The organism is Halomonas sediminis, from assembly GCF_044871105.1.
Taxonomy (GTDB): Bacteria; Pseudomonadota; Gammaproteobacteria; order Pseudomonadales; family Halomonadaceae; genus Vreelandella; species Vreelandella zhuhanensis.
Genome location: NZ_CP085246.1, coordinates 2674726 through 2697102, shown reverse-complemented (window position 1 = coordinate 2697102; position 22377 = coordinate 2674726). Strand labels below are relative to the sequence as shown.

18 protein-coding genes are annotated in these 22377 nt (G+C 52.0%); all 18 read left to right on the top strand.

What is annotated here, in order from left to right; translation table 11 throughout:
* The first annotated feature begins 4 nt into the window (after positions 1-4).
* The 18 genes from LG290_RS12755 to LG290_RS12670 all read left to right on the top strand — a co-directional run bounded on the left by LG290_RS12755 (position 5) and on the right by LG290_RS12670 (position 22066).
* Positions 5-2263, top strand: a complete 2259-nt coding sequence (locus LG290_RS12755; RefSeq protein ID WP_499835130.1) for a polysaccharide biosynthesis tyrosine autokinase — start codon at positions 5-7, stop codon at positions 2261-2263.
* A gap of 6 nt (positions 2264-2269) precedes the next feature.
* The gene (locus LG290_RS12750) at positions 2270-4084 is read left to right on the top strand and encodes an ABC transporter ATP-binding protein (protein WP_499835129.1); all 1815 of its coding nucleotides are present in this window, start codon (positions 2270-2272) and stop codon (positions 4082-4084) included.
* 24 nt (positions 4085-4108) lie between these two features.
* Positions 4109-5248 (top strand): O-antigen ligase family protein, encoded by a 1140-nt coding sequence (locus tag LG290_RS12745; protein WP_499835128.1) that lies wholly within the window; start codon positions 4109-4111, stop codon positions 5246-5248.
* Positions 5249-5318: 70 nt separating this feature from the next.
* Entirely contained in the window at positions 5319-7316 is a 1998-nt protein-coding gene (locus tag LG290_RS12740; RefSeq protein WP_499835127.1) for a polysaccharide biosynthesis protein, read from the top strand.
* The gene (locus LG290_RS12735) at positions 7313-7468 is read left to right on the top strand and encodes a hypothetical protein (RefSeq protein WP_499835126.1); all 156 of its coding nucleotides are present in this window, start codon (positions 7313-7315) and stop codon (positions 7466-7468) included. The genes LG290_RS12740 and LG290_RS12735 overlap by 4 nt, the downstream gene beginning before the upstream one ends.
* A gap of 16 nt (positions 7469-7484) precedes the next feature.
* On the top strand, positions 7485-8681 hold the full coding sequence (locus tag LG290_RS12730; protein WP_499835125.1) for a hypothetical protein: 1197 nt from the start codon (positions 7485-7487) through the stop codon (positions 8679-8681).
* Between the two features lie 63 nt (positions 8682-8744).
* On the top strand, positions 8745-9872 hold the full coding sequence (locus LG290_RS12725; RefSeq protein ID WP_499835124.1) for an NAD-dependent epimerase: 1128 nt from the start codon (positions 8745-8747) through the stop codon (positions 9870-9872).
* Positions 9873-9924: 52 nt separating this feature from the next.
* Positions 9925-11304, top strand: a complete 1380-nt coding sequence (locus LG290_RS12720; protein WP_499835123.1) for a UDP-glucose dehydrogenase family protein — start codon at positions 9925-9927, stop codon at positions 11302-11304.
* Between the two features lie 289 nt (positions 11305-11593).
* Positions 11594-12202, top strand: coding sequence for a sugar transferase (locus LG290_RS12715; protein WP_499835122.1), 609 nt, complete (start codon positions 11594-11596; stop codon positions 12200-12202).
* A 67-nt stretch (positions 12203-12269) separates the two neighbouring features.
* Positions 12270-13781, top strand: coding sequence for a hypothetical protein (locus LG290_RS12710; RefSeq protein ID WP_499835121.1), 1512 nt, complete (start codon positions 12270-12272; stop codon positions 13779-13781).
* A 143-nt stretch (positions 13782-13924) separates the two neighbouring features.
* Positions 13925-14830, top strand: a complete 906-nt coding sequence (locus LG290_RS12705) for a 1-aminocyclopropane-1-carboxylate deaminase/D-cysteine desulfhydrase (RefSeq protein WP_499835120.1) — start codon at positions 13925-13927, stop codon at positions 14828-14830.
* A 16-nt stretch (positions 14831-14846) separates the two neighbouring features.
* Positions 14847-15404 (top strand): GNAT family N-acetyltransferase, encoded by a 558-nt coding sequence (locus LG290_RS12700; RefSeq protein WP_499835119.1) that lies wholly within the window; start codon positions 14847-14849, stop codon positions 15402-15404.
* Positions 15405-15420: 16 nt separating this feature from the next.
* Positions 15421-16425 (top strand): ATP-grasp domain-containing protein, encoded by a 1005-nt coding sequence (locus tag LG290_RS12695; protein WP_499835118.1) that lies wholly within the window; start codon positions 15421-15423, stop codon positions 16423-16425.
* A gap of 79 nt (positions 16426-16504) precedes the next feature.
* On the top strand, positions 16505-17719 hold the full coding sequence (locus tag LG290_RS12690; protein ID WP_499835117.1) for a DegT/DnrJ/EryC1/StrS family aminotransferase: 1215 nt from the start codon (positions 16505-16507) through the stop codon (positions 17717-17719).
* Positions 17720-17867: 148 nt separating this feature from the next.
* Complete coding sequence (locus LG290_RS12685) at positions 17868-19094, top strand: glycosyltransferase family 4 protein (protein WP_499835116.1); 1227 nt, start codon at positions 17868-17870, stop codon at positions 19092-19094.
* Positions 19095-19212: 118 nt separating this feature from the next.
* Positions 19213-20133: a glycosyltransferase family 2 protein gene (locus LG290_RS12680; RefSeq protein WP_499835115.1), complete on the top strand. Its 921-nt coding sequence runs from the start codon at positions 19213-19215 to the stop codon at positions 20131-20133.
* A gap of 65 nt (positions 20134-20198) precedes the next feature.
* Positions 20199-21098 (top strand): phosphoribosyltransferase, encoded by a 900-nt coding sequence (locus tag LG290_RS12675; protein ID WP_499835114.1) that lies wholly within the window; start codon positions 20199-20201, stop codon positions 21096-21098.
* A gap of 167 nt (positions 21099-21265) precedes the next feature.
* Positions 21266-22066, top strand: coding sequence for a glycosyltransferase family 2 protein (locus LG290_RS12670; RefSeq protein WP_499835113.1), 801 nt, complete (start codon positions 21266-21268; stop codon positions 22064-22066).
* Positions 22067-22377: the final 311 nt, after the last annotated feature.

The following is a 22377-nucleotide window of genomic DNA, read 5'->3' as shown; positions in this document are numbered from 1 at the left end:
GACCATGACTTACTTTCCCCCACCACCTTCGTCATCGTCTGCGCCCCAAGAGGGCGATGACCTTAATCTGCGCAAGTTGGTAGACACACTTTCCGACCACCGCTGGTTGATCGTGTCGATGACGGGACTTTTTCTGCTGGCCGGCTATTTTCACGCCAGTTCTCAGCCGGGAATCTATCAGGCGGATGCCTTGGTTCAGATAGAGAGCCAAGGTTCAAACTTGGCGCTTATGGAGTCACTGGGGGAGCAGCAGCAAGGTAACCCTACCTCCGCCGAACTTGAAATACTGCAGTCGCGCATGGTGTTGGGAGAAACCGCTGACCGGCAGGATCTGGCCATTCAGGTCGAGCCGCGCCGGCTGCCGGTGGTGGGGGACTTCCTAGTCAATCATGGGATTAACCAGGCGTGGTTCGAAAGCCTTACGCCAGCATTCATGCGCGAATGGGTGGCGGGTTCCGAGGATAGCGATTGGAACAATCCTTATGTGTGGGCCGGTGAGTCGCTAGGCGTTGCACGTTTTGATGTGCCCGATGAAAACGTGGGAAGTAAGCATGTGCTGCGCCTCATGGAAGACGGCAATTTCGAGTTGCTGCTGGAAGAAGTAACGCTACTTACCGGTAAAGTCGGGGAGACGGTTCAGGACGATGCATTGGGGTATCGTCTTTTTGTCAGCCAGGCGAAAGCGCACCCCGGTGCAGAATTCATCTTGGAGCGGACGTCTTCCCTTAATGCGATAAAGGATTTGAAACGGCGTTTCGAGATCATGCCGCGAGGCGTTGATTCGGGGGTGTATGAACTGACACTGAGCGGTGCGGATCGTGATCAGATCCAGCCGACGTTGGATACCTTGACCGGGGTCTTCCTGACCCAGAACGTGCAACGTCATTCCGAAGAAGCGGAGAAGCAGATCGCCTTTCTCAACGAGCAGATTCCCAAGGTTAGCGATCAACTGTCCGATGCCGAGGGAATGCTCAACGACTACCGGGCGCAACGCGACTCCGTGGACCTGACGTTCGAGACCCAAAACCTGCTCACTCGGGTAGTAGAGGTGGAAAACCAACTCAGTGAGCTGGCCATGCGGGAGGCTGACCTGGCTGAACGGTACCGTCCCTCGCACCCCAACTATCAGACACTGCTGAGACAGCGCGCCCAGCTTGAAGCCGAGCGTGACCGTCTCAATGCCCAGGTCAATGAGTTACCCGAGACCCAGCAGGAAGTACTGCGCCTGACCCGGGATAGCCAGGTCAATCAACAAGTGTACGTGCAGCTGCTCAATCAGCTTCAAGAGATGCGCCTGGTCAAGGCCGGCACCGTGGGTAACGTACGTATCCTGGATGCCGCCATGCTCAACCCCGGCACCATCGCACCGCGCATTCCTCTGATAGCCGGGGTCAGTGGCTTGGTTGGGGCGTTGCTGGCGACCATGCTGATAGTGGTGCGCTTGTTGCTCAGCCGAGCGATCAAGACGCCCGAGCAGCTTGAAGAGTTGGGGCTGCCTGTCTATGCCACGCTGCCGGATTCCGGCGAACAGGCGGGACTCACCGAGCGAATCCGCCCGCGCCGTTCCAAGAAGGCCCAGGAAGTTTTCCGAGGCTTGCTGGCCATCAAGAAACCCGCCGAAATTGCGGTGGAAGCCTTGCGCGGGCTGCGTACCAGTCTCTATTTCGCCATGCTCGAATCCGATAATAATCGGTTGATGATTACCGGGGCGAGCCCGGGGGTCGGCAAGAGCTTCGTGGCGGCCAACCTGGCGGCGGTATGCGCCCAGGCCGGTCAGAAAGTGCTGTTGATCGATGCCGATATGCGCCGTGGTCACTTGCACCATGCCTTTCATGGCAAGGGCGTAAAGGGACTTTCAGAGTTGTTGGCACGGCGTATCGGCGTGGAGGAGGCCGTTCGTCATAGCGATCTGAAAGGGCTGGATTATGTGGCACGCGGAAGTGTGCCGCCCAATCCATCGGAGCTCTTGATGCAGCACAGCTTCCACGATTTTCTTGAGGCGATGAGCCAACGCTACGACCTGGTGATAGTGGATACGCCGCCGATACTCGCGGTGACCGATGCCACGGTAGTAGGCAAGTTGGTCGGCACCAGCTTGATGGTGGTGCGTTTCGACCGTAACCCCCCCGGGGAAATCAAGGCCGCCAAGCGCCGCCTGGAGAATGCCGGCGTAAGACTCAAGGGTGGGATTCTGAACGGCGTGAAGAAGCCGACCAGTAGCCGCCACGGTTACTACGGCAGCTACCTCTATGCTTACCGGTGATCCACTATGCTGAAGCAATTACGCGAATTCTATTCATTATTGACTCAGCAACAACGGCGTCGATTGCTGAGGCTCCAGATGCTGATCATTATCATGGCCCTGGCTCAGATCGCCAGTGTGATCGCCATTGGTCCTTTCATGGCGGTGGTGGGTGACATGAGCAAGCTCCAGGGGGATGGCTGGCTTGCCTGGGCTTATGCCTTCAGCGGCATGCAAAGCCCCAAGAATTTCCTGAGCTTATTGGGCGCCATGGTGCTCGGCGTGCTGTTATTGGCAGCAGTGTTTTCCATGTATACCACTTGGCGATTGGCGCTCTACAGCGCTCAGGTGGGGGCGGAGCTCTCGAGTCGCCTCTATCGCTATTACCTGCACCAGCCGTGGTTGTTTCATTCCAGTCAGAACACCAGCGACCTGGTCAACAAGGTATCCGCGGAAGTCCAACGAGTGACCACAAAGATCATCAATCCTGCCATGGAACTCAATGCCAAGTCGGTCATGGTGACCCTGATGACCCTGGCGATATTTCTCTACAACCCGGTGGTGGCGATATCCGGTTTGGTGATTTTCATTGGCGCCTATCTACTGCTTTATCAAACGGTGCGCCGTTTTCTGACCATTCATGGAAAGCGGGTTTCCGAGGCTCAATCCAAACGCTTCAAGCTGATGAGCGAAGGATTCGGCGGCATCAAGGATCTGCTTTTATTGCATCGCCAGGCGGGGTTTACCTCGCGTTTCGAGAAGGCCAGCAATCGCATTGCGCGGGGCCAGGGAGTGACACAGGGATTAAGTGAAGCCCCGCGTTACGCCATCGAACTGGTGGCTTTCGGTTCGCTGATCTTGCTGGTGCTTTATCTGCTTAACCTCTACGAAGGTAACCTGGGCGCAATTCTGCCGGCCCTCTCGATCTATGCCTTGGCCGGTTTCAAGATGCTGCCCGGTTTCCAGAAGATCTATACGTCTATCACCAAAATCCGCGGCAACTTGGCGGCCTATGACACGATTCGTGAAGATTTGACCGCGAGCCGCAGTGAATCGGAAAAAGGTTACGCAGCCATTGAGGCTCAGCCGGATGCGCGGCTAACGCCATGGGTGCCTCGGCGAGAGATCAAGCTGCAGGACGTGGTCTTCGACTACCCCGGAACACGGGCATTGGCACTGGATGGGCTGACGCTGACGATTCCAGTCAACCAGATGGTGGGTCTGGTGGGAGCCTCTGGCAGTGGCAAGAGTACCGCCGTGGATCTATTGCTGGGCCTGGTTGAACCTCAGAAAGGCCAAATCCTGATCGATGATGTACCCCTGACGCAGGAAAACTTGCGCCATTGGCAGGCGGGCATCGGTTTTGTTCCGCAACAGATATTTTTGTCCGATGCCAGCATCCTGGAAAACGTTGCCTTTGCGATTGATCGCAAGGATATCGATGTAGAGAGAGTCAAGGAGGCGCTGCATATGGCGCAACTCGACGATCTGATCGAAAAATTTCCTGAAGGTCTCGAAACACGGATAGGTGAGCGTGGTGTGCAGATATCAGGAGGCCAGCGCCAACGTCTGGGTATCGCCCGCGCCCTTTACCAGCAAGCCAGAGTATTGGTGTTCGACGAAGCCACCAGCGCCCTGGACGGCATTACCGAGCGTCGCGTCATGGAAGACATCCAGCGGTTTTCCGGCCAGATGACCGTGGTGCTGATTGCCCATCGCCTGGCGACGGTCAAGGAATGCGACATCATCTATATGCTCGAGGACGGCCGGGTGAGCGATGCCGGTACCTACGACGACCTGGCCAGCCGTAACCATACCTTCCAGATGATGGCTAATCTCTAGCCACGGTAGAAAAAAGGTGTCGCCATGAATCTAATCGGTGCGCTACTGCTGTTCCTGGGTCTTTCACTAAGCAGCCTTTATTTGTTTCCCAGCGGTGGGCCGCAGATGACTGATTTTGCATTGATCGGCTTTGCCGGCGCGATGCTTGTAATGTCATTGGGAGACGAACGTCTGAAAGTCTCACCCTTCGCCATATGCTGGGGAATGATGGTGCTCTGGGTGGTGCTGGTGTGCCTTGGCTGGACGTTGGTGATGGGAACCACCAGCTTTTTCAGGCCCGCCCAATTTTTCCTGTTCAATTTCCTGGTAGGTATCGCCTTGCTGCGTTTTCTGAGTGTTTACGGCGAACGCGCCAAGGGGATTATCCGCAATGGTGTATCCATTGCGCTACTGATCGCGGGTAGCCAAGTGTTGGTGCAATTGGCTTTAGGGATCAACCGTACCACCGGAAGTTTCAACAACCCCAATCAGCTGGCCTATTTTTCGCTATGTGGCGTGGTGGTGCTGTTGTTGCTCGATGATTTTCACCCACAGATGAGATTCTTGAGTTTGGCCGGGCTGGCTTCCGGCGTGCTGGGGATTCTAGCGGCTTCGTCGTTGGCAGCCATGGGAGGGGGCGTCATGGTATTAGTCGGCTGGGCCATGGCTAATGCCCGACAGGTCAAGTACTTCGCTCGCCTGTTGTTGTTGCTCCCTCTGCTGCTGGGGGGAGTGTTGGTGGCCAATATCAGTTCGGACGGGCAAGTGTTGCGCAACCTGGAAGCGCGCATGGACAGAGCACCAGGCAAGGTGGATAGCGTCTATGAAGAGCGCAAGTTCGACCGGCTGATGAATTTTCCCGAATACGCCATCTTCGGGGCGGGAGAAGGCGAAAACGAACGTTTCGCTCCCTACGATGGGCACGAAATTCATTCCTCCTTCGTCAACATGTTGTTTGCCTATGGCCTGCCGGGGCTGGTGCTTTTCTTGTTGACCATCGCCATTGCCCTGCGTCGAGCCCCGCTTTACGTCTGGGCTGGAGTGGCCGGGCCTTTGATCTACTCCACCACCCATAACGGCCTGCGTGCGACGCTATTCTGGATGGTACTGGTGATCTGTTGGCATTTCTATCGGCAAGGCTCGGTGGCCACTTCGAGTCATGGTCTGGTTCTCGATTCCTCCTGAGATGCCGCCGTCAGCATCGTGACTGGACCGCCAGCAAGGAAAGCCGACAAGAAAGAATAAAGGGGCAAACATGGCTAGTTTAATGAAATCGTTATCGATGACGCCGCGTTGGATAAAGCGCAGGGTGCTTGGCGTGCTGGATGGCGTGATCGTGGCGGGTAGCCTGCAGCTGGCGACCATGATTCACCTGGAAAGCCTGCAGCCGCTGAGAAATGGTTCCTTGTGGATGACCATCGGCTTGTTGGTGCCGATAAGTCTCTTGTTTTTCCACTGGCTCGGACTGTATCGCGTGGTGATTCGCTACATGAGCCATGTCACCGTCCCGACAGTCGTCATTATCGTGGTGACATCGGCCCTGTTAGTGGCACCGGCCAGTTACTTGGCGGGACATTTCATCGGGCCATCCATCATCGTTATCTATGCGCTGCTCTTGCTGTTGGGTATCGGTAGCCTGCGTTTTCTGTTGCGCGAGCTGTATCGCCATAGCCAACGTCGTCAGCACAAGCCGGTGGTGATCTATGGGGCCGGGGCTGCCGGTTGCGAGCTGGTCGCCGCGCTTCGCAACGGGGGCGAATACGAGCCGGTGGCTTTCGTCGATGACTGGCGGGGCCTGGAAGGCGCCATGGTCGAAGGGCTGCGGGTACATCAGCCGGTAACACTGGCTGCTCTGGTTCAGGAACACCAGGTCGCCATGGTGCTGTTGGCTATCCCCAGTGCACCACGTTGGCGCCGCCGCGAGATATTGCACTGGCTTTCGGACCTTTCCGTGCCTCTCAAGACGATTCCCGGCAGTGCCGATGTGATCGCCGGGCGGGCCAAGATCAGTGAGCTTCGCGAGGTAGCGCTCGAAGATTTACTCGGCCGTGAGTCAGTGCCTGCCTTTCCCGAGCTGATGGAAGCCAATATTCGCGATAAGGCAGTCATGGTGACCGGTGCCGGAGGGTCGGTTGGCAGTGAGCTGTGCCGTCAGATCCTTGCTCAGAATCCCGTTCGCCTACTGCTTGTCGACAATTGCGAATTTGCGCTTTACGCCATCGAGCAGGAATTGAAACAGCATATCGATAGCACCCAGTCGCGCTGCGAGCTGAAACCACTGCTTATCTCGGTGCAGCATTCGGGCAGCCTCAAGGCAGTATTCGAAAGCTTCGAGGTGCATACCGTCTACCATGCCGCAGCCTACAAGCATGTGCCGATGGTCGAATTCAATCTCGTACAGGGGGTAAGCAATAACGTCTTCGGTACCTTGAACCTGGCCAAGGCAGCGATGGCGGCGGGGGTGGAAACCTTTGTGGTGGTATCCACCGATAAAGCGGTTCGCCCCACCAATGCCATGGGCGCTTCCAAGCGCTTGACCGAACTTATCTGCCAAGCCTTCGCCTATGCGCAGTCCGGCACACGTTTCTGCATGGTGCGCTTTGGCAATGTCCTGGGGTCGAGTGGCTCCGTTGTGCCGGTGTTTCGCAAGCAGATAGAGCAGGGTGGCCCCATCAAAGTGACTCACCCTGACATCACCCGTTATTTCATGACGATTCCCGAAGCCGCCCAGCTGGTTATCCAGGCCGGCGCCATGGGTGAGGGCGGCGAAGTGTTCGTGCTCGACATGGGAGAACCGGTACGCATTCATGATCTGGCCAGGAATATGGTGCGTCTTTCAGGACTGGAGGTGAAAGACGCCGAGCATCCGGAAGGGGATATAGAAATCGTCTACTCCGGCTTGCGTCCCGGGGAAAAGCTTTTCGAGGAATTGTTGATTGGCCATGACGTCAGCAAGACGTGTCACGATCGCATCATGACCTCGAAAGAGCGTTTCTGGGAATGGCCCAGGCTGGAAGTTTTTTTACAGGAACTGGAGCAGGCCTTTATCGCGACCGACCATCTGCGTATCCGCCAACTATTGCAGTCGGCACCTCTGGACTACCATCCCCTTGACGAAATAGCCGATCTGGTATGGGAAGCGCGTCAGGCAATGCTCCCTCATACGCGACGTCAGCGCCCGGGGACAAATGCCACCTTGAGAGCGGTTGCTCGTCTCGAGCCCGTATTGAAACCAGTAACCAAGGAAGGGTGAAAAGCAATAACTTTCTCAAGAGCATTCTCAAGAGCATTCTCAAGAGCATTCTCAAGAGCATTCTCAAGAGCATTCTCAAGAGCATTCTCAAGAGCATTCTCAAGAGCATTCTCAAGAGCATTCTCAAGCACTCTTTAAAGCGCTCTCTTTAGCACAAGGAGAAAAGCTATGACGAACAGACAATGGAATGACGACCAGCAAGAGTGGCTATCAGGAATTAGCATTTTACTGGTCAGAGAGCGTGGGCTGGCGTATCTGGATACCCTGCGCAGCTTACTTGATCGTTATGGTTTCAATGTGTTGTGTGACGTGCCGATCATAGAAGGACAACGGCAGGCGCTAGCCCAGCGGATTCACGATGAGGACCAGGGGCGTGATGCCTGGCCGGTGAGTGGCGGCCTGCCGGCCCAGCTGCTGGTCGTTCATGATGTACATCCTGTCGCGAAAGTCACGTCTTCGAGAGACGCCCCTGGACGGATCGACAATGTGCGAGTGCTTACGGTCAAGGCAAAGATTAGGGCCAAGATCAATCAGGCAGGTACCACGCAGGAACAATGCAATCCCGTGCATTTGTCCTGCAATGCGGCTCAGGCACATGACTATCTCAAGACACTGGTACCGCAGCAGATCGATAAAATACGTGAGACAGCCCAGCGGCATAATGCGGCATTTCGGACGCCTTACCCGGTACTGGCTGACCTGAGTAAACAGCTATGCCGGGCCAAGGTAGAGTTGGTGGATTTTCACGGCACCGAGGCGATCTGCAAGACGTTTCGTCCCGGACGCGAGCGCTATCTGGAACGTGAAGTGACGGCCCGTGAGTTAGGTGCCTCCTTGCCTGAAGTGTCGCGTCTGCTGGAAGTAGGGCCTCATTACCTGGTATTCGAGCGCTATGCCGACCGGATGGAACGCATACTATCGCCTCGGGCGCCTTTTTCTCACCATGGTTTGCTGCCTATCTGGACCATCGAGCGCGTGAGAGCCGTCATCCTGCATTATCGTCGTCTTGGTTACGAGTGCATCGACCTCAATCCACAAGATCTTATCTACGACCCTTGCCAGGGTCTCAAGATCATCGATTTCGAATTCCTGCAACCCGGCCCTGACGAGATAGTAACGTTGAAGGGCAACTATGCCTGGTATGCAGTGCCTTCCCGTTTCACGGGCGACGTACCGCTTTCCGCCCGCCAAGGCTCCTATCGTAAGCGTTGGTTTCCCTATACCGGGCTGCCTCGAACCTTATGCCTGAACGAGCTTCCACGCCCGATCCTTGCCATGGTGCGCTCAGTGGCCTTGGTGCCCTTGACGTTGGATGGCCTGAGGCGAGTGGGGTGGCGGCATATACAGCGTCTTGTTCGCCATTGAAGTAAACGCTGTCTTTGTTCCATCCCCCTCATGCCCACGATCGCCTCGTCATGGAGTGATTAAATGAAGATTCTAGTTACCGGTCATGCCGGGTTCATCGGCTTTCACACTGCCAGGCGGTTGCTGGAGCGTGGAGATAGTGTCGTCGGCTTCGATAACGTCAATGACTATTACGACCCCGCTATCAAGGAAGCGCGCCTGGAGCTTCTTGAACAGACAGCAGCCGAGACGCGAAGTGACTACCTTTCCATTCGTGCCAATCTTGCCGATCAACAGGCGGTGACGGAATGCTTCAATGAGCATCGCTTCGACCGGGTCATTCATCTGGCTGCCCAGGCCGGTGTGCGCTATTCGCTGGAAAATCCCCATAGCTATGTGGAAAGCAACTTGATTGGCTTTACCAATGTATTGGAGGCGTGCCGCTACGCTGACATTGCGCACCTGACTTACGCCAGCACCAGCAGTGTCTACGGCGCCAATACGCGAATGCCGTTTTCCGAGCATGAAGGGGCCAATCATCCGTTGCAGTTTTACGCCGCCACCAAGAAAGCCAACGAGATGATGGCCCACAGTTATAGTCATCTGTTCAGACTGCCAACCACCGGGCTGCGGTTTTTCACCGTCTACGGTCCCTGGGGTCGCCCGGACATGGCGCTTTTCAAGTTCACCAAGAACATTCTGGCCGATGAGCCCATCCAGGTCTTCAATCATGGCCGCCATACACGTGACTTCACCTACGTGGACGACATCGTCGAGGGGATCATTCGCGCCAGTGACCACATTGCGAGTCCCGCTTTGGAGTGGAACAGCGACAGCCCCGATCCGGCCACCAGCAATGCACCGTTTCGCCTTTTCAACATCGGCAACAACGATCCGGTGACGATCAGCGTGTATATCGAAGCCATTGAGAAAGCCTTGGGCAAGAAGGCCATCAAGGAACTGTTGCCCCTGCAACCCGGTGACGTTCCCGATACCTATGCGGATTCAAGTGAATTGGAAAAAACGGTCGGTTACAAGCCATCCACACCGATCCTCCAAGGCGTCGCCAACTTCGTCAAATGGTATCGAGACTACTATTCGTTGGATAACCCCTCGCTAGATAAATCCTCGTTAAATAGCTGTTCGTCGACTAAATCCTCGGCGAATAAAACCACTGCCATCTTGAGTGAAATGCCTGGCTCACTTAGGTGAAACATCTTTCTCTTTCTTCTTCTCTTCACACCAATTCTCAGCAGGAAAGCCAATGAACGTTACAGTTTTCGGAACGGGTTACGTGGGCCTGGTTCAAGGCGCCACCTTGGCGGAAGTCGGCCATCACGTGGTTTGCGTCGATGTGGATGATAATAAGGTCGTACAACTCGGACTGGGCATCATTCCCATCTATGAGCCGGGTCTGGAGTCGCTGGTAAAAGAGAACCACGCTGCCGGTCGGCTTGAATTCACTACCGATGCGGTCGCCGGGGTCAAACACGGCCAAGTTCAGTTTATCGCCGTGGGAACCCCCCCGGACGAAGACGGTAGTGCCGACCTCAAGTACGTTCTCACCGTGGCCGCCACCATCGGCGAGCACATGGAGCGCGACCAGATCATCATCAACAAATCCACCGTGCCGGTAGGCAGCGCCGACAGGGTGCGTGCCGAGATAGAAAAGGTATTGAAAAAGCGTGGCCGCAACGATATCGGCTTTGACGTGGTGTCCAACCCGGAGTTTCTCAAGGAAGGCAGTGCGGTCGCCGATTGTCAGCGGCCCGACCGTATCATCATCGGTACCGATTGTGATGCCACTATCGAAGCCATGCGTGAGCTTTATGCGCCCTTCAATCGTAATCACGACAAGATCATTGTGATGGATGTAAAAAGCGCCGAACTGACCAAGTACGCAGCCAACTGCATGCTGGCTACCAAGATCAGTTTCATGAACGAGATGGCGAACCTGGCCGAACGCCTGGGGGCCGATATCGAAGCGGTGCGTCAAGGAATCGGCTCCGACCCACGCATTGGCTATCACTTCATTTATCCTGGTGTGGGCTATGGCGGTTCGTGCTTCCCCAAGGACTTGCAGGCGCTTATCCACACCTCGGATGCCATCAATTTTGACGCCAAATTACTCAAGGCAGTGGAATCGCGTAACCAAGAGCAGAAAACCACACTGTTCCAGAAAATAAGCCAGCACTTCAATGCACAGCTGAAGGATAAGACGTTTGCCATCTGGGGGCTTTCGTTCAAGCCCAATACCGATGACATGCGGGATGCTCCCAGCCGCGTGCTTATGGAAGCACTTTGGGACGCCGGAGCCAAGGTGCAGGCCTATGACCCGGAGGCCATGGAAGAGGCTCAACGTCTCTACGGCAGCCATGAGCACTTGACCCTTTGCGGCACCAAAGAAGCAGCGTTAAAGAATACCGATGCCTTGATTATCGTCACCGAGTGGCAAAACTTCCGGGCTCCTGATTTCGAACTGATTAAAACCCAGCTTTCCGAACCGACCATCTTTGATGGGCGCAATCTTTATGAACCGCGCCGAATGGTGGCGAAAGGATTCACTTACTACTCGGTAGGTAGAGCCAAACCTGTATTGCCATTATCCGCTTCCTATCAACCTGCATCGGTAATAAGCGGATAAAGAATACTGATAAAGCCGTAATGAAACTACGCTACTTACCTTCTGGAAAAATAAATACGATCGCTTGCCTTTGATTTTCCTATCAAGTTTTGCTCCATGCGAGACGCTTACGACGACCATGCCGGGAGTTATCTGAAAATTAGCCGTTCTGCCGCAACTGAGTTCTCTGCTCACGCCACTAGCCCACTTGTCGTTAAAGCTGGAAAATGTGACTAAAGGGAAAGAGGGGTTCGTGGAGTAAGGTTATAGCAGTGCTTCTAGTCCTTTATCCTTAATGCTGCGAGTTTTTATGATTAAGCGCCTCTTTGATATTGCAGTCTCTCTTGTCAGCTTGATTCTTCTTTCACCGCTGTTGTTGATCGTTACGCTGATGGTTCGCTTGAAGCTTGGCTCGCCGGTTCTCTTCCGCCAAGTGCGACCGGGGCTGCATGGAAAGCCCTTCGAGATGGTCAAGTTCCGCAGCATGCGCGACGCCTATGACGCTGAAGGTAAACCGCTGCCTGACTCTGAACGGATCACTCCGTTGGGTCGATTTCTGCGCTCTACTAGTCTGGATGAGCTGCCGGAGCTTTGGAATGTGTTGAAGGGGGATATGAGTTTGGTGGGGCCGCGACCGTTGTTGATGGAATATATGGACTATTACACCGAGGAAGAGATGCTTCGGCATACGGTTCGGCCTGGGATTACGGGGCTGGCGCAAGTTACGGGGCGTAATGCGACCACCTGGAATGGCCGCCTTGCTTACGATGTGCAGTACGTGAAAACGCAAACGTTGTGGCTGGATATCAAGATTATCTTCAAGACCATTTGCCAGGTAATCAAGCGCGAGGGAGTGGTGGTGATTCCTTCCGAGGTTTATCAGAAATTAAGCGATGAGCGGAGGGGCGATAATTTCTAAGCTAGTTCTAATATTTTTTATAAGCGCTTTTCATAATTCCTGTTAATTTTTCGAGGCTAAATATAATATGTTTGATATTGATTTTATAAAGTCCGAAAAGTTGCCGCCTTTATCTTGGTGTATGATTTTCGAGAAAAATGGCAAAGCAGTGCTACATCATGGCATGTTTGTTGAAATATTTGGCAATGGTTTTTTTGAAGGTGGCTGGGATGGTGACGTTAGTGATATGGAATTCGATAAATCTCATTTTTTTTTAGGGTCCGGCGGAAAATTTTTGGACGATGGCGTATTAATTTCAACTCCTGGACATGCTTTAGAGAGAGTTTATTCATCAAGGTTAGAGGGTAAGCTGTATTTTTCTAATAGCTTTCCATTTATTTTGGCCTGTTCGAGACAAACTCTTTGCAATGATTATTATGGTTATGAGAGTGATTTTGCGTCGATACTCAACGGTGTAAATAGATACGTAAAAGAAGTCCCAACTAAAGAAGGGAAAGTAGGAATACATTACTTAAAAAATATTAAGATTGATCGTGAGCTGAATGTTGTTGAGAAAGAGAGCCCAAGGCCGCCGGCCTTCTCTGATTTCGAGCACTATAATAAAAGCTTATCTTTATATCTTGAAAAGTTTAAAGCTAATGTAACGAGCTCCCAAAGAAAAAATAAATTTGATTTTTGTTCGACCATTTCAAATGGCTATGATGCTGCCGCTTGTAGTGCAAAAGCGGCTGAAGTAGGGTGCGAGATTTTATGCTCTTTTAATTCGCCCAAAAAGTATCGAGAAGATGATGGTCGTGAAATTTCAAAAGCTCTTAATTTTGGTCAAGTAGAATATCGTGACGCGAATGAATACTTGAATAGAGATGATCTAATTGAAGCTGAATTTCTATCATCAGGTGAGCTTGGTACAGGCATCGTTTTTTCAGCATTTGAAGATCTTTGGGCCGGAAAAGCTGTATTTATGGGTGAGAGAGGTGACAAGCTTTGGGACAAGAATTGGAATGATGTGAATGACGAAATGCGAGTTGCTGATGAAGTTTTCGCTGGGACTTCTATGATAGAGAATCGCCTTCGAGTTGGTTATATTTTGATACCACTCCCTCTTTTTGGCGCGCTTAGCTGGCCTAGCATTTCCAGGATTAGTAATAGTGAGGAGCTTCGCCCATTTTCAGTCGGTGGTAATTATGATCGCCCAATTCCTAGAAAAATCCTTGAAGAAAAAGGGGTTTCGAGACATTTATTTGGCATGAAAAAGAACGGTGCTGGGTTTAATTATCGATATGACAGTGTTAGACGGATCAAAAAAAGAATGAGCCCTGCATCAGTGAAAAGTTTCAATAAATTTATTTTGGAATACGGGAAAGGTAGTCTTGGTTTAAATAAAATATATATATATATTTTATTTTTTTGGAGTAATAAATACCTATACGCTAATAAAGTGTTTGAGGTGTTGAAGTTCCCGAAAGTTTTTCCAAGTTCTAAGCCGACCTTGATTGGAAACCCTGGAGCTCCAAATGACCTTATGCGCTGGGGAGTTTATGAAACTACCCAAAAATATCTGCTGGCTCTTGAGGGTTAAGTTTGACTTTATTTATTTTTGGCGCCTTCAAGGTAGTTGTTTTGTTGCTTGAAATTCAAGAGCGGGCCTGAGTGCTTGGCGCTTGTTTTCAGAAATAATAATGGTTGTGGTAATTTCCAAATTTTTAAAGAGTTGAGTTGTATATGATTGCCACACCAACGTATCCATCACCTTTACACCAACTTAAACGTTTGTCAGGTGTCTGGAAAATTGACCTTTGGGCGAAGCGTGACGATCTTATTCCGCAGTACATTGGCGGCAATAAAGTCCGCAAAACATTTGCGATTCTTCAGTCATATATTTTAAATTTTGGGGTTCCCAAGGTAATAATCACCAATGGCGGTGTCGAATCCAACCATGCACGAGTTGTTGCATTAATGGGCGCACAGCTCGGTTGTCAGGTGCATCTTGTGCTGCATGGTCAGGAACCAGAAACGAGCACCGTGGGCAATTCGTTTTTCTATCGCAGTGCGGGGGCTATTGCCCACTACGTTACTAGTCAGGAGATTGGCCCGACGATCGAACGCCTGGAGCAAGGCTGCGTTGAAAAAGGACAGTCGGTTTGTGTGATTCCCGGCGGCGGGCACGCGGCGGAAGGTGTAGAGGCTTACGCTGAAGCTGTAGCGGAACTACCGGTAGCCCCGGATTACATCATCCATGCATCTGGCACAGGTGGAACTCAGGCAGGCTTACTCGCAGGTGTGGAACAGCAAGGCTGGAACACGGCTGTTGTTGGTATCTCAGTTGCCCGGATGAAGCAGCGTGGCATTGAAGAGGTTGTCAAACTGTTACCCGCAGGGGTTTCCGAAGAGCGAGTAGATTTCCGGGATGAATACCGGTTTGGGGGGTATGAGCAGTATGGCCCGGAGTTAATGGCGTTTGTGCAGTCTGTGATCCGGGCTGAGGGAATTCCGTTAGATCTGACATACACGGGCAAGGCAATGTTTGGTCTGGCTCAGCTTGTGAAGGCTGGGGAGATTGCGCCTGGTAGTCATGTTGTTTTTTGGCATACGGGTGGTCTTTTGAATTTGACTTCCATGAATTCATAATTTTTTGAGGTCGCTGATGGCTGGTTTTCAACTTCAGGGTAAACGAATATCGCTGAAACTTCTTGAGCGGGATCATCTGAAAAAGCGTGTTGAATTTCTGAATGATCCCAATGTTCAAGAAACTTTGAATTTCGATTACCCAACCTCGTTGGCAAAAACAGAGGCTTGGTTTTCAAAGAATGTGCTCGCGACAAATCGTATAGATTTCGCGTTTATCCGAAATGAAGACTCGGCGGTTATTGGCTTTGGCGGATTTATTAATCTCAATATCAAAGCCGGAAAAGCTGAACTCTACATTTTTGTAGGGGATAAAAATTGCTGGGGAAAAGGGTTTGGCAGGGATGGCTACAAGCTACTGGTGAATTATGGCTTCGCTGAGCTCGGCTTAGAGCGAGTCTATCTTTATCAGTTGGCTGAGAATGAGCGGGCTGTTAAAGCTACAGCCGCTCTGGGATGGAGAACGGAAGGGCTCTTAAGAAAAGATATTTGGTCTCACGGTGAATTGAAGGACCAATACGTGCTATCGATTTTAAGGGAAGAGTGGGAAGTTAGCGGGCTTTATGCCGATCATTGATTGCTAAGGAATAACGATGCTGAATGTACTTCTCGCATGCGCCGGTCGGCGCCACTACCTCGCCTCTTATTTTAATCAGGCCCTTGGCCAGACTGGTCGTTTAGTGGGTACGGATATGGATTTGTCTGCCCCAGCATTGCAAGCATGCGATGTCGCCCATCAGCTCCCTGGAGTGTTTGCGGAAAATTATCTTGACGCCTTGAAAGAAGTGGTTGTTAAAGAAAAAGTTGATATGGTTTTTTCTCTCAATGATCTTGAGATCGGGCTGCTGGCTGAAAATCGAGATCAGTTTGAACGGGAAACGGGGGCTACGGTTTATGTTCCACCGGTTGAGACTTATCAGACATGTTCTGATAAGTGGTATACCTATCAGTTTGCGAGAGAGCTCGGTATTGATACGCCTGAAACTTTTATTTCAATTGACAACGCTCTGAGAGCCCTCAAATTAGGTAAAGTAAGGTTTCCTTTGATTGTAAAACCCCGGTGGGGAAGCGCCTCTATTGGCTTGTTTTTTGTGGAATCAGAAGATGATTTGGAAGCAACTTTTCAGGCATGCAGGTATGCGGTTGCCAAAAGTGCCTTGGCCTCACTGGGTACTGAGAATGCAGTAATCATTCAGGAAGTCATAGTAGGATCTGAGTTCGGCGTGGATGTTCTCTATGGAAAAAACGAGAACTTTATTGGATTTTCAGTAAAAAGAAAAACTTGCATGCGTGCCGGTGAAACGGATAAATCCGTGACTGTTTCTCCTGATCCTTTTTCGAGTATTGTCGAGAAACTTGTTTCTGTATTGCCTCATCGAGGAAATATGGATTGTGATTTCTTTGAGAGAGATGGAAGGTTTTATCTTCTTGAACTTAATCCAAGATTCGGTGGTGGCTATCCATTTACTCACATGGCAGGCGCGAATCATGTTCAGATGTTGATTGATGATTATCAAGGTCGGGGGCTAATTCCATACAATTACCAGCTGGGTAAGGCGTTTGCCAAGTTTGATACCTTGGTTGAGGTTCCTGTGTAGCAAAGCCGTTATTACATGTAACTTTCTATCAGCTTTATTACATGTGATTTTCTATCAACTTTATGGCTTGTAATCTCTGATGATTAATGGACCTTTTTCCCCCTGGCCTTCCTTTACCGAAGAAGAGACCCAGGCAGTGCAGCGTGTGCTGCTTTCCAACCAGGTGAACTACTGGACCGGCCAGGAAGGCCGCCAGTTCGAGCGCGAATTCGCGCAGTTTTCCGAAAGCGACCATGCAATTGCCGTTTCCAACGGCACCACGGCGCTGGATCTGGCGCTGAAGGGGCTGGGCATCGGTGAAGGCGAGGGTCGGGGACGCGATGAGGTGATCGTCACCTCACGCACTTTCCTGGCCTCGGTCTCCAGTATCGTCACCGCCGGTGCGGTGCCGGTATTTGCCGATGTGGATCGCGACTCCCAGAACATCACCGCGGCTACGGTGGCGAAAAAGATCACCCCCAAGACCCGCGCGATCATTGCGGTGCATCTGGCCGGCTGGCCCTGCGAGATGGATAAGCTGATGACGCTGGCCGAACAGCACAGTCTTTGCGTGATCGAGGATTGCGCCCAGGCCCATGGCGCCCGCTACCGCGGACGCAGCGTGGGCAGCATCGGCCATGTGGGCTGCTGGTCGTTCTGCCAGGACAAGATCATGTCCACCGGCGGCGAAGGCGGCATGGTCACCACCAATGATGAGACGCTGTGGCGGCGCATGTGGGCCTACAAGGACCACGGCAAGAGCTGGGAGGCGGTCTACGAGCGTGAGCATCCATCGGGCTTCCGCTGGCTGCACGAAAGCTTCGGCACCAACTGGCGGATGACGGAAATGCAGGCCGCCATCGGGCGCATCCAGCTTGCGCGCATGCCCGAATGGAGCGCTGTGCGTCAAGCCAATGCGCAAGACATCTGGCGAACGGCGGTCGAGTGTCCTGGCTTACGGGTGCCGGTTTTTTCTTCCGGCGAAGCATCCGGCAGCCTAAGCGAGGGCTCCGAGCATGCTGCCTATAAATGTTATGTATTCATCGAGCCGCAACGGCTTAAGTCAGGCTGGAATCGCGACCGGATTCTGGATGAGATCAACAAGCGCGGTGTGCCCTGTCTCTCGGGAGCCTGTTCCGAGGTGTATCTCGAAAAGGCCTTCGAGGACACCGGCTGGCAACCGGAAATTCGGCTGCCTGTGGCACGCGAGCTTGGTCAAACCAGCCTGATGTTCTTGTGTCATCCCACGCTTACTCGAGACGAGATCGATAAGACCTGTCAGGTGCTGAAAGACGTCATGAAGGAAAGTGCCTAGCAGCTTTTTTCCGTAGCGACACTTTTCCGGCCGACTGATCGCTCAAGGCCATTCATATCCGGTGCATCCCCTTAGACACACACATATTCAACGCCAGGTGAAAAGCGCAAGGCTCAGGTGCTGCCTGGTGTTCCGTCGAGGAGTTCTCATGAATCCTAAGGTTGCCACATCGAATCGCCGCTTTCTGCTGGTGTCCGGTTCAAGTAATTCCCTGGTCAATTTTCGGGGGCCGCTGGTGCAGGCACTGATCAAGGCAGGACTGGAAGTGCACGCGGCGGCTCCCGGGCTCGGTGATGCCCCAACGACTCGCCGGAAACTCGAGGACTGGGGGGTAGTGACTCACGATATCCCCATGCAACGCACGGGCCTGAACCCCTGGCGCGATCTTGTGACGCTGCAAGCACTGTACCGCTTGATGCGCAGCATTCGCCCGGAAGCCGTTCTAGGGTACACCATCAAGCCGGTCGTCTATGGGCTATTGGCGGCTTGGCTGGCCAAGGTTCCCAAGCGTTACGCATTGATCACCGGCCTGGGATATGCCTTTGCAGGAGAGGCTCGCGGTAAGCGTGCCCTGGTGTTTCAGGTGGTGCGCAGGCTGTATGCGGCGGCCCTGAATAGGGCGGACAGGGTATTTTTTCAGAACCCCGATGATGAAGCATTGTTTCGTGAGCTGGGAATACTTTCCAAGCGTGTGCCTTCGCAGGTTCTCAATGGCTCAGGGGTGGACATGACCCATTTCGCGGTGGCTCCCTTGCCGGAAGGCCCACCGCGTTTCTTGCTGATCGCTCGTTTGCTGGGCGACAAGGGCGTGCGTCAGTACGCAAACGCTGCACGACGCATCAAGCAGCAGCACCCTGAAATGGTGTTTCAGCTGGCCGGTGGCGTCGACAGCAATCCTGACAGCATTACCCAGGATGAGCTGGATACCTGGGTGGAGGAAGGCACCATCGCACAGTTGGGTTGGCTGAGCGACGTGCGCCCAGCAATTGCCGACTGCAGTGTCTATGTGCTGCCCAGCTATTACCGGGAAGGCACACCACGCTCGGTATTGGAAGCTATGGCCATGGGACGTGCGGTGATAACCACCGATGCCCCAGGCTGCCGTGAAACCGTTATTGAAGGCGATAACGGCTACTTGATACCGGTAAAAGACGTCGATGCACTTGTCGAGGCCATGCAGCATTTCATCGATCATCCCGCTCTGGTGCAAACCATGGGGCGGCGCTCCCACGAGATTGCTCAAGACAGGTACGACGTCCATAAGGTCAATGCAGTGATGCTGGAAGCGATGGGAATAGAGAGCCCGGCCTTTAACGACACCCTGCAAGACCCACTCAAACGGCCCACTCTCAGTGCGGCCTCGCGTGCTTCATGAAACTGCTCTGTGCCATTTAGCATGCTTGCCAAGCTGATGTAGCAAACCATGCATTACGCCCCTTGGCATTATTGTCCTTATAACATTGTCCTTATAACAATAAAGGAAACCTACTGATATGGCTTTTTTTTCGGTGGTCATACCGGTCTATAACAAGGTGGCGACCTTATCTGATTCTTTGGAATGTGTGTATCGCCAGACATTCCGGGACTTTGAAGTGATCGCCGTGGACGACGGTTCCACCGATGGTTCCCTTGACGTATTGCGTGAGCACGAACAGGCCGGCTTATTGAAGCTTTTTCAGCGTAGTCCGCCGACACCGGGAGGCTACGCCGCGCGCAATTTCGGTGCCGATAAATCCTCCGCAGAGTGGCTGGTGTTCTTCGATGCCGATGGCATTTTGCTATTCGATCACTTGTCGTGCTTCGCCGATGCCATCGCTCATTACCCGGATATCGAACTATTCATCAACGCCTATCAGAAGATGAAGGGTCAGCGACGCTTGCCGCGTATCGAAGGGGTCCCCGTTAACCGGCTGAATCGCCTGGAAGCCCTGACCGCCTTTGCCCGTTTTGACTTCATTCATATGAACGGTGCCTGTATCCGACGCGAGCGGTTTTTGGCGTTGGATGGGTTTCCAGCCGGTCGTTACCGCCGCGGAGGCGATGTGTATTTCTGGTTAAAGGCGCTGTGCGAGCTGGAGGCGATTCACTACAACACCACTATTACCAGCTTGTGCCTGCTTGAACACAGTGATGTCACTCGCGACAAGCGCAATCTTATCGATTTGCATCCCGGGATTGATCTTTTGAAAGACTACGATTCGCAATTACCGCGCAATGAACGCCGACAGTTGCGCCTGGCGATCAATCGTAAGGTGCTTTCCTGGGCGGTGGAGAAAAAACAGCTCGGCCAGTCAGTGCGCCTGGACCTGGAGGCATTAAAGCTTGGAGAGATGAATATGCGGCTATGGTTGCACGCCATTTCATTGTTGGTGCCCCAACCTTATTACAATCGGCTGCGCAGCCGCATCAAATGAACCTGAGCGGGGTTCGGGGTAACTATTGCTAAATACATTTGGTGTGAGATCACGGAGAAATTTCGATGCAGATCTGGTTCAAATCATACGGCGATCTCGGCAGGGACATTACAAAGAATTTCGGGAAATTTTCCGGTGACTGGGACTTGGTCGTCGGTATCCCCAGAAGTGGAATGGTGCCCGCTTACATGATTGCACTTGCACTGAATGTGAATTGCACGGATATCTCATCCTGGGTGAACAACTATCCATTGAAAAGAGGGATTACCCGAGGACTGAGGAAAGAATTGAGCTTTCCTTGGGAGGCGAAAAAAGTCCTTATTGTGGATGATAGTATAATGACTGGTAAATCGATGAAAAGTGAAATCGATGCACTTCCCGGCTGGTTAGCGTCTCGTGCATCGACCCTAGCCGTCTATTCAAGCAAACCGCTCAGGAATGATGTGGACATCATTCTTGATTTTCTTCCCCATCCAAGAGCTTTCGAATGGAATATTTTCCATCATAATGTCATAAATAGATCCTGTATTTGCCTCGAGGGAATGATCAACCGAGGTGAGCCTAACGGCGATAAAGTTGCCATACGCTTTCGTTATATTCCCTCGAGAGTCATTGATACAATCGTTACTTGCCAGAAAGAATCAAACCGCCATGAGGTGGAAACCTGTCTGGCGAGAGACAGAATTTCATATCGAAATCTCGTCATGGTCAATAACGATACCAATGTCATGGCAATGGATTCTCTTGTCAGATTCAAGGTCGAGACGTTCATGGCTTCAGCGGCGGAGTTGTTTATCGAGGAGAGCTCTGATCAGGCAAGGCTTATTTGTCAGGAAGCAAGGAAGCCTGTTTTCTGCTTGAGTGATAATTGCATATATAACCCAAACGATGAGCTTGGGACACGTTTAATAAAGAATAAGGTAAAGTTCTTGATGTGGAAAATAGTCAATCTCAAGATGCGATAGCAGAGAATATTTCCATATTGTGGTCTGGACAGGGAGGCGCCCAAGCATGGTGCCAAGAACCTAATGGATTACGATAGAACCTTCCTGTTCATGGCTGCTATTTTGTTTGATTTAGTCACCATGGGACTTTTCATCGGTAAGCTTGTTTGACGCCATGGAGGTGGCTGATGGATCAGATTAAAATCTCTGCCATAATGACTGTCAAGAATGGCTCCAGATACTTGGAGTCCAGCCTTTCTTCAGTTTTCTCTCAGACCTATCCCCCACAAGAAGTCGTTGTGGTCAACGATGGGTCCGATGATGATACCTGGGAAGTGCTCAAGAAGTTACGTCGTACGGCTCCAATTCCGGTTCAGTTAGTGAATACGCAAGGTATCGGGCGCTCGAGGGCGCTGAACCTCGCTGTCAGCCATGCTCGACACCGGTGGTTGGCCAATATTGATGCTGACGACAAATGGCTACCCGAGAAATTGGAACAGCAGACGGTTGCTGTCAGTCTGTTTCCAGATGCGGAACTGGTCGTCACGGCGACCCAGATTGTTTATGGAGAAGGGGAAGGGGAGTTGGATGCCAAGGGGACGTTCTCAGTCACACCAATGGGGCGTGACAGATTTTATGTTCATAATCCGATAAACCACAGCTCTGTCCTGTTTACTCGGCGATTCCTTGATCAGGTTGGGGGCTATGATGAAGCATTGGTCCGGCAGGTCGATATCGACCTGTGGATTCGTGCTCTCAGGAAAGGTTATATATTCTACCGAGTGGATATGCCGCTAACTATCAAGCGACTTCACGATGGTCAGAGCTATGAAGTTGGAAATCGTTTGGGATATACATTTAACTCGTTCAAGATCAGTTTGAAAAAGCTATGGCAACTAAAGGCTCCTTTCTATTACTTCCCCATTCCTTTTGTAAGATTCGTTTATAATAACATTCCAAGGAGCATTCGGCATCGCTTGCTAAGGTAGCTGTGCTTGAAAAATATAACCACTTTTAAACGGCTAAGTTTTTTAATTTCTATTAGTATCTCTGGTAAAGACGGGGAATAACCATGAATTACAAATCGCTATAGCGATTTGAGCGAAGACATCGCTGCGTCCTTGTTTCGTTTTCAGAGGAAAGGCTACGACCTAGTCGTTGGTATTCCCCTTAGTGGCATGCAGGGGCTCGTGCCAGGTGAGCTTCATGATTCCTCTTGGCCGGTCATTTAACCTTTATTTTGAAACCAGAAACGGGCGTTCCTCACATGGCTGGATGCATGGTGGAATTCAGATTTTAA

What these genes read in the sequence shown, in the direction of transcription:
- LG290_RS12725 (WP_499835124.1), top strand. Translation starts at nt 8,745, where the DNA reads ATGAAGATTCTAGTTACCGGTCATGCCGGGTTCATCGGCTTTCACACT.
- LG290_RS12705 (WP_499835120.1), top strand. Translation starts at nt 13,925, where the DNA reads ATGATTGCCACACCAACGTATCCATCACCTTTACACCAACTTAAACGT.
- LG290_RS12680 (WP_499835115.1), top strand. Translation starts at nt 19,213, where the DNA reads ATGGCTTTTTTTTCGGTGGTCATACCGGTCTATAACAAGGTGGCGACC.
- LG290_RS12745 (WP_499835128.1), top strand. Translation starts at nt 4,109, where the DNA reads ATGAATCTAATCGGTGCGCTACTGCTGTTCCTGGGTCTTTCACTAAGC.
- LG290_RS12755 (WP_499835130.1), top strand. Translation starts at nt 5, where the DNA reads ATGACTTACTTTCCCCCACCACCTTCGTCATCGTCTGCGCCCCAAGAG.
- LG290_RS12720 (WP_499835123.1), top strand. Translation starts at nt 9,925, where the DNA reads ATGAACGTTACAGTTTTCGGAACGGGTTACGTGGGCCTGGTTCAAGGC.
- LG290_RS12710 (WP_499835121.1), top strand. Translation starts at nt 12,270, where the DNA reads ATGTTTGATATTGATTTTATAAAGTCCGAAAAGTTGCCGCCTTTATCT.
- LG290_RS12730 (WP_499835125.1), top strand. Translation starts at nt 7,485, where the DNA reads ATGACGAACAGACAATGGAATGACGACCAGCAAGAGTGGCTATCAGGA.
- LG290_RS12715 (WP_499835122.1), top strand. Translation starts at nt 11,594, where the DNA reads ATGATTAAGCGCCTCTTTGATATTGCAGTCTCTCTTGTCAGCTTGATT.
- LG290_RS12685 (WP_499835116.1), top strand. Translation starts at nt 17,868, where the DNA reads ATGAATCCTAAGGTTGCCACATCGAATCGCCGCTTTCTGCTGGTGTCC.
- LG290_RS12740 (WP_499835127.1), top strand. Translation starts at nt 5,319, where the DNA reads ATGGCTAGTTTAATGAAATCGTTATCGATGACGCCGCGTTGGATAAAG.
- LG290_RS12700 (WP_499835119.1), top strand. Translation starts at nt 14,847, where the DNA reads ATGGCTGGTTTTCAACTTCAGGGTAAACGAATATCGCTGAAACTTCTT.
- LG290_RS12675 (WP_499835114.1), top strand. Translation starts at nt 20,199, where the DNA reads ATGCAGATCTGGTTCAAATCATACGGCGATCTCGGCAGGGACATTACA.
- LG290_RS12690 (WP_499835117.1), top strand. Translation starts at nt 16,505, where the DNA reads ATGATTAATGGACCTTTTTCCCCCTGGCCTTCCTTTACCGAAGAAGAG.
- LG290_RS12670 (WP_499835113.1), top strand. Translation starts at nt 21,266, where the DNA reads ATGGATCAGATTAAAATCTCTGCCATAATGACTGTCAAGAATGGCTCC.
- LG290_RS12750 (WP_499835129.1), top strand. Translation starts at nt 2,270, where the DNA reads ATGCTGAAGCAATTACGCGAATTCTATTCATTATTGACTCAGCAACAA.
- LG290_RS12695 (WP_499835118.1), top strand. Translation starts at nt 15,421, where the DNA reads ATGCTGAATGTACTTCTCGCATGCGCCGGTCGGCGCCACTACCTCGCC.